Consider the following 12,172-nt stretch of genomic DNA (forward strand, 5'->3'; position numbering starts at 1 on the left):
GCTACGGGCACCAAATGACGAGAGTCAAAAGCAAATGTCCACGCTGTCTGACTCTGTCTAGGGTCGTGACATTGCGCAAAAGTTCAATGAAACAGTGCGCTGTGGGGCGGTTGCGATCGTGCCTGAACTGGAAATTGTCCAGATAATGTCTTACGTTGTCATTGTTCGTTGATTGAACCTGAGAAAGCACGAGGGGCCGAATGTCCACACTTCCACGGGCCACACAGGCCGACGTTGCCAGGCTTGCCGGGGTCAGCTCGAAGACGGTGTCGCGGGTCTTTGCCGGTACCGGTGACGTCTCCGCGACAACCCAGGAACGCGTCTTGAGTGCCGCGAAACGTTTGCGGTTTCGACCGAACGGCCTCGCTCGCAATCTGCGTCGCGGCGGGGTCACCAACACCATCGCATTCGTGATGGGCGACCTCAAGAACCCGTTCTACTTTCAGGTCGCTGCTGGTGTCGAGCGCGAACTCGCTGCGAGTGGGTTCACCATGTTGCTCGCCACGACCGACGATTCGCCCGCGAGCGAAGAGGTCGTCGTTGATGCTCTCCTGTCCCAACGAGTGCGGGCGCTGCTGCTCATTCCGATCGCCGATGACCAGTCCTACCTCGATGGTGAACGCCAGCTCGGCACCCCGATCATCAGCGTCGACCGCCCCGCGGGCAACCTGGTCGCGGATTCCGTCGTGCTGCGCAACCGACAGGGAATGGCAGAGGCGGTGCGATCGCTCACGGCGTTGGGGCATCGCAAGATCGCCTTCATCAGTAATCCTTCGGCGATGTACACCCAGCGTGAGCGGCTCGCCGGCTACCGCGAGGCGCTGCGTGAGGTTGGTGTCACCGACTCGGCTCGCTGGGAGAGACTCGATGATGATCCGGCCGTGTCGGCCGAGAGCATCGTTCGGGGGCTGCTCGACGGCGGCGACCCGCCCACCGCCATCGTGGCGGGCAACAACCGGGGCAGTCACGGCGCGATCCCGGTGCTGCGTGACCGGATGCCTCCGGTCGCCTTCATCGGGTTCGATGACTTCGAACTCGCCGACGCGCTCGGCATCTCCGTTGTGGGCTATGACGCCTTCGAATTCGGACGCACGGCCGCCCGCCTGGCCCTCGAGCGCTTGGCAGATCCGGTCGCCTTCAGCCGCCAGGTCGAGATTGCGACGCGTGTAATTCACCGCGGTTCGGGAGAAATTTTGCCGCCCGCACAGTAAGCAGAGCGCCTCTGTAACACGAACGCGAATGAACGTAACTTTGTATCTCGATACGCAACTTTTGATTGACTCTCGGTGAAAGCTGCCCTACGTTGCTCATAAGGGTTCTTCCCTTCGCACGGGGATATGCGAAATCGCCATCGATCGTCCTCGTGGTCTCAGACTCAATGACGAGGAGATGCAATGTCTTTTGTTCAATCGCGCCGCACGAAATGGGCAGCAGCGGCGGTCTTCATGACCTCCGTGCTCGCTCTGTCGGCCTGCACCGGCACCGGCTCAGACGCCTCAGCTTCAGGCGATACCGAAGTGGTGGTGTACACCGGCGTGACCGGAGACTTCGCCGAAAACTTCAATCCGTTCATCGTCGGCTCGCTGCAGTCCACGCAGGGCATGATCTACGAGCCGCTGTTCTACTACAACATCGTGACCGGCGACGATCCGGAACCTCTGCTCGGTACGGAGTTCGAGTTCAACGATGACGGAACGGTGCTCACCGTCACCACCCGAGAGGATGCCGAATGGAGCGACGGGGAGACGTTCAGCGCCTCCGACGTCAAGTACACCTTTGATTTGCTGAAGGAGGTACCGGCCTTCAACATCGCCGGCTTCGACGGCGACGTCACCCAGCCCGACGACAACACGGTCGTATTCACCTTCGATGAGCCCGCGTTCATGAACGCGCCGGCGTACCTGGGTAACACGCCGATCATCCCCGAGCACGTCTGGGCCAACATGGACAGCCCGACGACAAATCAGAACGCGACACCGGTCGGCTCCGGGGCGTTTCAGCTCGAGGAATTCAACCCCCAGAACTATGTGCTCGCCGCGAACGAGACCTATTGGGGCGGACAGCCCGACGTAGACGCCCTGCGCTTTATTTCCCTCACCGGCAATCAGTCCGCGACGGACACCCTGCTGTCGGGGCAGATCGACTGGGCCGGAATTTTTCTCCCCGATATCGATCAGATCTTCGAGGGAACCTCGCTCACGTACACCAACACGCCCCTCAATCAAACGGCTCTCTTCACGTGTTCGAGCGTCGAGCTGGGCTGCACAGGTCCACAGACGGATGTCGCGGTGCGTGAGGCCATCTACAACGGGCTGAACCGTGACCAGCTGAATGCCCTCGCTTTCTCGGGCTATAACGGCACGATGTCGCCGACCTATGCGCTGCTGGGTCGCGACGACAAGTGGATCGCTCCTGAGTTCGCCGCTCCCGTTCCCGGCGAGCCGAACATCGCGGCCGCTGACACTGTTCTGCTCGATGCGGGATACGCCAAGGGTTCCGACGGAATCTACGCGAAAGACGGTCAGCGAGTCAGCATGACCGTGCAGGTCGTCACCGGCTGGACGGACTACATCGCTGCGATGGAGGCTGCGTCGCAGCAGCTTCTCGAGGTAGGAATCGAACTCAAGCCTGCTCAGGTTTCGTTTCAGGAATGGACGAACAGTAAGACCAACGGAACCTTCGAGCTCTCGCTCGACTCGGTGCCGCAGGGTGTTGCTGCCGACCCGTACTACGTGTACCTGAACTCGTTCGCATCGAAGAACACCGCTCCGGTCGGAGAGACCTCCAACCGCAACTACGTTCGTTACTCGAACCCCATCGTCGACGAGGCGATTGAAGCTGCTTCATCGGCGGCAACGGATGAAGCCAAGCTCGCGGAGTACGCCACGATTCAGACCGAGATTGTGCGGGACATGCCGTACATTCCCGTGCTCGTGAACTCCGCCCTGTCGATCTTCAATGAGGAGAAGGTCACCGGCTGGCCGACCGAGGAGAACATGTACGCGTACCCGCGTCCTGACCGTTCGTGGGACAACGGCATGGTTGCGAAGAACCTCAAGGTTGTGAACTAGGTGCGCCGCCGGAGGAGTTTGTGGGGGGCTGAGCTATGAACTATCTCGCTCGAAAAATCAGCTTCTATGTCGTGGCTCTGTGGGCCGCGCTGACGCTCAACTTTTTGATTCCGCGTCTGCTGCCGGGAAACCCGGTGGAGATCCTGATCCAAAAGTTGGCCGCCAGAGGGCCGATTACCCCTGAGCTGCGCAACAGCGTCGAACTCCTCCTTGGCGACACCTCGAACGACCCGATTTTTGTTCAGTATGTGAACTATCTCAAAGGCATCTTTGCCGGTGATTTCGGAGTCTCGATCACCTACTACCCGCAACCGGTCGTTGAAATCATCGCCCAGGCACTGCCCTGGACCATCGTGATGATCGGTATCGGCACCATTATCGCCTTTGTCGTGGGTATCACCCTCGGCATGCTCGCCGGCTGGAAGCGTGGCTCCTGGCTGGACAATCTGGTTCCGGTCACCACGATGTTCCAGGCTGTGCCGTACTTCTGGCTCGCCCTGATTTTGCTCTATGTCAGCGCGGTTCAGTTCAAGATCTTTCCGGTGAGCGGCGGCTACAGCTACACGGGCGCCGGGCCGAGCTGGGACTGGGACTTCATCTCCAGCGCGATCTACTACGGCACCCTTCCCGCCCTGACCATCGTGATCTCATCCTTCGGCGGCTGGCTGCTCGGCATGCGCAACATGATGGTGTCGACCCTCTCGGAGGACTACATCGTGACGGCCGAGGCCAAGGGCCTGCGGCCAACGCGAATCATGATGGCCTACGCGGCCCGCAATGCAATCCTGCCCTCCGTGGCGGGATTCGCGATCTCCCTCGGTTTCGTCGTGTCGGGATCGATCGTGACCGAACAGGTCTTCTCCTACCCCGGCGTCGGCAGCACCCTTCTGCAGGCCGTGAACAACAACGACTACTCACTCATGCAGGGCCTGTTCCTGGTGATCACGCTGACCGTGCTGGGCGCCAATCTCATCGTGGATTTGCTCTACACGGTCATCGACCCGCGCACGCGAGCCAGAAGCTGAGGCGATGGAAGTGAATGAGAATACGATGAACTCGTCAGCAGATTCCGTAGCCCAGCGCGAAACGGGCCGCCCGCTCACGGGCACCCTCGCCGTGATCCGCCCTCGCTTCGAGCGCCGCCGCCCACGCTGGCAGCGCATCGTCTTCGGGCTCTCCCCGAAGCTCGCGATCGGCCTCGGCATCATCATCGCGATCACCCTGTTCGGCCTGCTCGGGCCGATGCTGCTGGGCAATCCACTGTCCATCCGCGACATCGGACGCACGCCCCCCAGCGGCGAATTCTGGCTCGGAACCACGCAGACCGGCCAGGACATCTTCGCCCAGCTGGCCCACGCGACCCGAGGCTCGCTCTTCATTGGCGTGGTTGTTGGCGTGCTGGCCATGCTGCTGTCCGTCATCTTTGGTGTGATCGGCAGTTATGTCGGCGGGTGGCTCGACGAAAGCTTTTCACTGTTCACCAACGTGATGCTCGTCATCCCCGCCCTTCCGCTCATCATCGTCATCTCGAGCTATGTGGCAGACAAGAGCATCCTGATGCTCGCGGTGATCCTCGCGATCACCAGCTGGGCCGCTTCGGCCCGCGTGCTGAGATCGGTCACCCTGAGCCTGCGCAGTCGCGACTATGTGGCCGCCGCCCGGGTCACCGGAGAACGGCAGTGGCGCATCATCGGCGTCGAGATTTTGCCCAACCTGGTGCCGGTACTGGCCTCACAGTTCGTGCTCGCCGTGATCTTCGCCATTCTGGGCGAAGCTGGCCTGAGCTACCTCGGACTCGGCGCATCCGGTGCCCTGACCTGGGGCACCATGCTCTTTCAGGCACAGAACGGGTTTGCTCTCACGCTCGGGTCCTGGTGGTGGTTTGTGCCGCCGGGCCTCATGATCGCCGTGCTGGGCGGCGCTCTCTCGCTCGTCAACTTCGCCATCGACGAGATCATCGACCCTCGACTGCGCACCGCCTCGCTCGACAAGAACAAGAAGCGCGCCGCGCGCCGTCTGCGTGCCTCGATCAAGGCAGGAGCCACCACATGACTACCGACAGCTTGCTCAGCGTGAAGAACTACAACATCGTCTACCAGGTCGAAACTCCCGTGCACGCCGTTCGCAATGTCTCCTTCGAGCTCGGTCGCGGTGAGATTCTCGGTCTGGCCGGTGAATCCGGCTGCGGCAAGACCACCCTCGCCTATGGCATCAACCGGCTTTTGCGGCCCCCGGCCGAAATTACCGACGGATCGGCGATCTTTCACGATGAAAGTGGCGTCGATGTGGACATCAACGGGCTCACCGTGGCCGAACTGCGACGCTATCGTTGGGACAAAGTCTCGATGGTTTTTCAAGGCGCGATGAACGCTCTCAACCCGGTCATCAACATCCAGAAGCAGATGACCGACATCTTCTCCACGCATCGCCCGGAGATGAGCAAATCCGACCGCATCGACGAGTGCGCCGACCTGCTCGACCTCATCGGTGTCGGCCGAGACCGCCTGCGATCGTTCTCCCATGAGCTGTCCGGCGGTATGCGCCAGCGGGTCATGATCGCCATGGCTCTGGCGTTGAAGCCCCAGCTGATGATCATGGACGAACCGACGACCGCGCTCGACGTGCTCGTGCAGCGGGATATTCTGCAGGAGATCAGCGAGTTGCGCCACAAATTCGGCTTCTCGGTGATCTTCATCACCCACGACCTGCCGCTGCTTCTTGAGATCAGCGACCGCATCGCGATCATGCTGCAGGGCGAGATTGTGGAGTACAACACGCCCGAACAGATTTACCGCAATGCCGGCCACGAGTACACCGACAAACTCCTGCACTCCTTCCCCAGCCTGACCGGTGAGCGCGGCGGTTTCGTGCGCAGCGGCGAGGCATCCGCCCTGACCCGTGAGGCTACCCGATGACCGTGCTCGAGTTTCGCGGTGTGACCAAGGAATACCGCATTCGCGGCTCGAAGAAATTCAAGGCCGTCGACGACGTGAGTTTCATCCTGGAGCCGGGAAAGACAATCGCCCTGGTCGGCCAGAGCGGCAGCGGCAAGTCGACGATCGCAAAGATTCTGTTGCAGCTCGAGGCTCCCACGAGCGGGTCCATCCTGCTTGACGGAAAGTCTGTGCCGCGGCATGGTGCCGGGCTGCGGCGTTATCGCAAAGAGGTGCAGATGGTCTTTCAGGATCCGTTCGCGTCGCTCAATCCGTTCCATACGGTGTCCCATCACCTCGCTCGGCCCCTGCAGCTGCACGGGCAGATCGGTTCTGACGGCGTGAACGCCGAAGTGGTGCGCCTGCTCGAGCGGGTGCAGCTCGAGCCGGCCGCGCTCATCGCCGAGCGCCGGCCCCACGAGTTGTCGGGTGGACAGCGGCAGCGAGTCGCCATCGCGCGTGCGCTGGCGCCCCGCCCCAGCGTGCTCATCGCCGATGAGCCGGTGTCCATGCTCGATGTGTCAATTCGGCTCGGGGTGCTGAATCTGCTCGGCAAGCTGCAGCGGGAAGAAGATCTCGGAGTGTTGTACATCACCCACGACCTGGCGACCGCTCGGCACTTCAGTGACGAGATCATCGTGCTCAACAAGGGAAAAATCGTGGAACAGGGGCCGTCGGACCGGGTCATTCTCGACCCGCAGCACGACTACACCAAGGCGCTGCTTGCGGCGTCGCCGAACCCCGAGCTTCGATTCGCGCACTGAGTAGCTGTTGACTGAGCACCTGTTGACCGAGCATCTGTTGACCGAGACAAACCGACTACAGGGAGCAACGTCCATGATCCACAGCCTTCAGGTGACCTCAGACCACACCATTGAGCTGCTGCACCGGCCCGACTCGGCTGTCTTGGGCAGACATGAGGTTCGTGGACGAACCCTGGCATCGATAGTGAGCCCCGGCACAGAGCTCGCCAGCGCCTTCGCTGCGGAAGACCCCGCGCGGGTCAGCTATCCGGCCTCTCTCGGTTATGGGGCGGTCTTCCGCATCGACGAGGTCGGAGAGGATGTGACGCGGCATGCGGTCGGTGATGTGGTGTTCGGTACCGGGCCGCACGCATCCGTTCAGCGCGAAGAGCAGACCCGTGTCGTTGCGGTGCCTCGGGGTCTGCACCCCACGACGGCGGTGTTCGCACGACTGATCGCGGTGCCGTTGGCTGCTCTGGTGACGACGGCGGCGCGGCCCGGCGACCGCGTCGGCATCGTCGGGCTGGGACTTGTCGGTAATCTCGCCGCCCAGGCCTTCGCGGCGAGCGGTTACGCCGTGACAGCGTGGGACCCGCTCATCGAGCGGCGACGAGCAGTGCCGGCCGCTATTCGAGTCGTGGCTGAACCTGTTCTGGATGACCCTGCCGACGTATTCGAACTTATTGTGGACTGTTCGGGGCACGACGGGGCCGTCGTGCGGGCCGCCCGCGTGGTGGCGAAAAACGGGGAGTTGGTGCTGACGGGAACACCGTGGGCACGGCGCACGGATGCGAGTGCCCACGAACTCCTGCACCTCATCTTTCACCGCTATCTGCACGTGCGCAGCGGCTGGGAATGGCAGCTGCCGTTTTCGTCCGAGGATTTTCGGAGCGGCAGCGTGCTCGGCAACTTCGGCACCGCGCTGCGCTGGCTCGATGCCGACCGCATCGCGGTCACCGGCCTCGCATCACTGGTCAGCCCGCGCGACGCCCAGGAGGCACTCACGGCCCTTGCCGAGCGTCGCTCCGACACGCTGACCTATGTCTTCGACTGGCAGAACTTCGAGGCTTAGATCGTCGGAAGCCGGCCTACCAGTCGTGCACGGTGCCGTCGGCGAGACGGTTGAACGGCAGGTAGGCCCGCTGGTACGGAAAAGACGCCGCCGCCTCTTCGTTGAGTTCCACGCCGAGCCCTGGCGCATCACCGGGGTGCAGGTTGCCATCGGTGAAGGTCATGGATTGCTCGAAGACCGTGTTGGTCTTGTCGCTGTGCTCCATATACTCCTGGATCCCAAAATTGTGGATCGCCAGACCGAGATGCGTTTGCGCGGCCAACCCGACCGGGGAGACATCCGTTGGACCGTGGAAACCGGATTTGATCTGGTACTGAGCGGCGTAGTCCATCACCTTTCGCAGGGGCGAGATGCCGCCGAAATGGGTTGAGGCGGCGCGTACGTAGTCGATGAGCTGCTCGCGAATGAGCGTCTGAAAGTCGAAGACGGTGTTGAAGACCTCGCCAACGGCCAGTGGCGTCGTGGTGTGTTGGCGTACCAAGCGGAAGGCGTCCTGGTTTTCGGCCGGCGTGCAGTCTTCGAGCCAGAACAGGTCGTAGGGTTCGAGGGACTTGCCCAACCGTGCTGCCTGAATCGGAGTCATGCGGTGATGTCCGTCGTGCAGCAGGGGCAGCTCGGCGCCGAACTCGTTGCGCACGGCCTCGAAGACCGTCGGCACATGCCGCAGGTAAGCGGCGGTGTCCCAATCTTCCTCCGCGGGCTGAGCACCGCGGCCGGCCGGCTCGTAGTCGTACCGTTCGCCGGTGGACTGGTGCTGGGCGGCGACCCCGTAGACGGCTTTCAGACCGGGAACGGATGTCTGCACTCGCATGGCCGTGTACCCCTCGTCGAGGTGCTGGCGGATGGAGTCGAACAGCTCTGGCAGATCACGACCCGACGCGTGACCGTACGTGCGGAGGCTGTTGCGGGAGGCCCCACCGAGCAACTGGTACACGGGAAGCCCGGCAACCTTGCCCTTGATGTCCCAGAGGGCCATGTCCACGGCCGCGATGGCGGCCATCGTGACGGGTCCGCGGCGCCAGTAAGCGCTGCGGTACAGAAACTGCCAGGTGTCCTCGATGCGGTGCGGATCCCGGTTCAGTAAGAGCGGCACCACGTGCTCCGTGAGGTAGCTCGCGACGGCGAGTTCGCGGCCGTTCAGCGTCGCGTCACCGAGGCCGGTCACTCCCTCGTCGGTCGTGATCTTCAGGGTGACGAAGTTGCGGCTGGGGCTGGTCACAATGACCCGTGCGTCGGTGATTTTCACGCTGGTTCCTGTCTGAGATCAATCAATAGTTCGGGCCCGAGGTAGTCAACGAACGCCAGTTCGGAACCATCGGGTGACCAGCTGGGAACGTTCATCGTGCCCTGGCCACCGAAAACAGTGGCCAGGGTGCGGGGCTTACCGCCGTCGACATCGATGAGGCGAATCTCGATCTCGACATCGGCCGGATGCCCGCGTGTGCCAGGGGGGAAGCTCACGTAGGCCAGGTGTCTGCCATCGGGTGAGGGCTGGGGAAACCAGTTGACTCGCTCATCGAAGGTGAGCTGGGTGAGCGTGGGGTCGGTGAGGCTTCGGCGAAAGATCTGGGCGTGGCCCGGCGTCGGTGAGGCCCGTTCCGAGTTGAAGTAGATGGTGGCCCCGTCGGCGCTGAAGTTGGCCCCATCGTCGGCGAACCGATCGTCGGTGAGCTGAGTGTCCGGGCCTCCCGCGCTCGGCACGGTGAAGACGTTGGTGCTGGCGGTGCCGTCGTTCAGGCTGCGCAGGCCGATGTAGGCGAGCGTGAGACCGTCGGGGGAGATGCCGTGCAGGTAGTGGTGAAAATCGGTCCCGTGATCGTTCGACACAATCCGCGAGCGTGCGGTCTGCAACTCGACAGCGCGCAACGTGCCGTCGTCACAGGACACAAAGATTGTGGAGCCGTCGGGTGACAGCACGTGGTCGTTGTTGATTGCCGGAATCGGCCCGAGGTCGACCTGCTGCAGGGGTGAGCCGCCGTCGGCGGGAACGCGAAAGAGACAGCCATCGCCGTTGACCAGCAACGCGATGCCGTCAGGCGTGCAGTTGGGCGCCTCGAAGAGCAGGTCGGATGACTCGGCGACGAGGCGTCGATTTGCCGTGGCAAGCGTCAGTACCCACAGCCGGGCGCGTTGGCCCGGCAACAGAGTGCGAGGCATGGCTCACTCCTGGTTGCTGAACGCGGCGTCGAATGACGCGCTCGCCGGGGTGAAGTTGAACTTCTTGAGCGCCGCGAGCGACTCCGGGGCGCCTTCGAGGCGGTCCATTCCGGCGTCCTCCCACTCGATGCTGATCGGTCCGTCGTAGCCGATGGCGTTGAGGGCGCGAAAGCTGGATTCCCACGGCACGTCGCCACGCCCGGCCGAGACAAAGTCCCAGCCGCGACGCGGATCTCCCCACGGCAGGTGGGAACCGAGCACGGTGTTGCGGCCGGTCAGGCGCAACTTCGTGTCTTTGCAGTCGACGTGGTAAATGCGGTCCTTGAAATCCCAGATGAAGCTCACCGGGTCCATGCCCTGCCACATGAAGTGGCTCGGGTCCCAGTTCAGGCCGAAGGCCGGCCGATGTCCGATCGCTTCGAGGGTTCGCACGGTCGTCCAGTAGTCATACGCGATCTCCGACGGGTGTACCTCGTGAGCAAAACGCACGCCGCACTCGTCAAACACATCGAGGATCGGGTTCCAGCGGTCGGCGAAGTCCTGGTAACCCGCGTCGATGACCGCCTGGGAGACCGGGGGAAACATCGCCACGTACTGCCAGATTGACGAGCCGGTGAAACCCACCACGGTTTTCACCCCGAGCTTCTGAGCGAGGCGCGCGGTGAGTTTCATTTCCTCCGCCGCGCGGCCCCGCACTCCCTCGGGGTCACCATCGCCCCAGACGCGTGGGCCCACGATGTTCTGGTGTCGAAAATCGATTGGGTCGTCGCAGACCGCCTGCCCCTTGAGATGGTTGGAGATTGCCCAGACCTTCAGGTTGTAACGCTGCAGAATCTCGAGTTTGCCCGCGATGTACGCTTCGTCGTTCCAACGGTGGGCGTCAAGGTGGTCGCCGGAGACGGCGATCTCCAGCCCGTCATAGCCCCAGCCGGAGGCGCGTCGGGCGACCTCTTCGAAGGGCAGATCGGCCCACTGGCCGGTGAACAAAGTGTATGGGCGTGACATGGTGAGCTCCAATACGGGTGGTCGAGTGGTGTTAGTCGAGGGCTGGGGGCAACAGTATGGTCGCTTGAGACTGGGCGGAGCTGGTCACGATTGAGTGCAGCACACGCTGCACCTGCAGTCCGGTTTCAAACGTGGGCACCGGGGCACGGTTGGCGCCGATGGCACCGAGAAAGTCGGCGATTTCGTGTACGAAGCTGTGCTCCCAGCCGAGTACGTGGCCCTGCGGCCACCAGGCGCTCAGATACGGATGCTCCGGTTCCGTCACGAGAATGCGGCGGAAGCCCTGCTCCCTGGCCGGCACGGTACCGTCAAGAAAACGCAGTTCGTTCATCGTCTCGAGGTCGAAAAGCAGGCTGCCTCGATCGCCGTAAATTTCAATGGACAAGCCGTTCTTGCGGCCGAGGGCAACGCGCGAGACTTCAAGACTCGCGATGGTTCCCGAGGTGAGATCCAGGGTTGCCCAGGCCGCATCATCCACGGTCACGGTCTCGGGCCCACACGGGCCCGGGCGTTCCGTGACAAACGTGTGCACCCGACCCGAGACCGACCGCACCCGATCGTTGAGCAGATACTGGATCTGGTCGATCGCATGCGAGGCGGTGTCGCCGAGCGCTCCGGATCCCGCTGTTTCTGCGCGAAGACGCCAGCTCATGGGCTGTTCGGCGTCGGTCAACCAGTCCTGCAGATACGCGGCACGAACCTGCCGAACCGTCCCGAGGCGCCCCTCGGCGATCAGATCGCGGGCCAGGGTGAGAGCGGGAATCCGGCGATAGTTGAATCCCACCATCGAGTGCACTCCCCGAGCGCGAGCGGCCTGAGCGGCCTCGACCATCGCCTCTGCTTCGGCCACGGTGTTGGCGAGTGGCTTCTCGACCAGCACGTGTTTGCCTGCGGCGAGGGCGGCGATGGCGATCTCGGCGTGCAGGTAGCCGGGCGCGCAGATATCGACGATGTCGATATCGTCGCGCTGAACCACCTGCCGCCAATCGGTCGACGACTCCGCCCAGCCGTATCGAGCCGCCGCTGCGGCGACCTGGCCGGCGTCGCGACCCACGAGCACTCGCTGTTCGAAGGGGGGAACGTCGAAGTAGCTCGCCACATTGCGCCAGGCATGGGAATGAGCCTTGCCCATGAACGCGTAGCCGATGGCGGCCACCCCGAGTGGGCGACCGTCACGATCCTGCATGAATT

General features: G+C 62.8%; 11 protein-coding genes. 7 read left to right on the top strand and 4 right to left on the bottom strand.

Annotation, left to right across the window (positions count from 1 at the left end):
- Positions 1 to 200 precede the first annotated feature (200 nt).
- From E3T55_RS10055 to E3T55_RS10085, 7 genes are all read left to right on the top strand, one after another.
- The gene (locus E3T55_RS10055; RefSeq protein WP_134519435.1) at positions 201 to 1,211 is read left to right on the top strand and encodes a LacI family DNA-binding transcriptional regulator; all 1,011 of its coding nucleotides are present in this window, start codon (positions 201 to 203) and stop codon (positions 1,209 to 1,211) included.
- 183 nt (positions 1,212 to 1,394) lie between these two features.
- Complete coding sequence (locus tag E3T55_RS10060) at positions 1,395 to 3,071, top strand: ABC transporter substrate-binding protein (RefSeq protein ID WP_134519436.1); 1,677 nt, start codon at positions 1,395 to 1,397, stop codon at positions 3,069 to 3,071.
- Positions 3,072 to 3,106: 35 nt separating this feature from the next.
- Positions 3,107 to 4,096 (top strand): ABC transporter permease, encoded by a 990-nt coding sequence (locus E3T55_RS10065; RefSeq protein WP_134519437.1) that lies wholly within the window; start codon positions 3,107 to 3,109, stop codon positions 4,094 to 4,096.
- 25 nt (positions 4,097 to 4,121) lie between these two features.
- Positions 4,122 to 5,123, top strand: a complete 1,002-nt coding sequence (locus E3T55_RS10070) for an ABC transporter permease (protein ID WP_134519438.1) — start codon at positions 4,122 to 4,124, stop codon at positions 5,121 to 5,123.
- A complete protein-coding gene (locus tag E3T55_RS10075; protein WP_134519439.1) occupies positions 5,120 to 5,986 on the top strand; it encodes an ABC transporter ATP-binding protein in 867 nt (288 codons plus the stop codon). The genes E3T55_RS10070 and E3T55_RS10075 overlap by 4 nt, the downstream gene beginning before the upstream one ends.
- Positions 5,983 to 6,768, top strand: coding sequence for an ABC transporter ATP-binding protein (locus E3T55_RS10080; protein WP_134519440.1), 786 nt, complete (start codon positions 5,983 to 5,985; stop codon positions 6,766 to 6,768). Before E3T55_RS10075 ends, E3T55_RS10080 begins: the two co-directional genes overlap by 4 nt.
- Positions 6,769 to 6,952: 184 nt before the next feature.
- Positions 6,953 to 7,819, top strand: coding sequence for an MDR/zinc-dependent alcohol dehydrogenase-like family protein (locus E3T55_RS10085; protein ID WP_134519441.1), 867 nt, complete (start codon positions 6,953 to 6,955; stop codon positions 7,817 to 7,819).
- A 16-nt stretch (positions 7,820 to 7,835) separates the two neighbouring features.
- Here the strand turns inward: E3T55_RS10085 and manD are convergent, their stop codons facing one another.
- From manD to E3T55_RS10105, 4 genes are read right to left on the bottom strand one after another with little or no spacing between them, the layout of a single operon-like run.
- Entirely contained in the window at positions 7,836 to 9,065 is a 1,230-nt protein-coding gene (manD, locus tag E3T55_RS10090) for a D-mannonate dehydratase ManD (RefSeq protein WP_134519442.1), read from the bottom strand.
- Positions 9,062 to 9,976, bottom strand: coding sequence for a TolB family protein (locus E3T55_RS10095; protein WP_134519443.1), 915 nt, complete (start codon positions 9,974 to 9,976; stop codon positions 9,062 to 9,064). The genes manD and E3T55_RS10095 overlap by 4 nt, the downstream gene beginning before the upstream one ends.
- Before the next feature lie 3 nt (positions 9,977 to 9,979).
- The gene (locus tag E3T55_RS10100) at positions 9,980 to 10,981 is read right to left on the bottom strand and encodes a sugar phosphate isomerase/epimerase family protein (RefSeq protein WP_134519444.1); all 1,002 of its coding nucleotides are present in this window, start codon (positions 10,979 to 10,981) and stop codon (positions 9,980 to 9,982) included.
- Between the two features lie 31 nt (positions 10,982 to 11,012).
- Positions 11,013 to 12,167, bottom strand: a complete 1,155-nt coding sequence (locus tag E3T55_RS10105) for a Gfo/Idh/MocA family protein (protein ID WP_134519445.1) — start codon at positions 12,165 to 12,167, stop codon at positions 11,013 to 11,015.
- Positions 12,168 to 12,172: the final 5 nt, after the last annotated feature.

This window comes from Cryobacterium frigoriphilum, assembly GCF_004403305.1.
In the GTDB taxonomy this organism is placed as follows: domain Bacteria; phylum Actinomycetota; class Actinomycetes; order Actinomycetales; family Microbacteriaceae; genus Cryobacterium; species Cryobacterium frigoriphilum.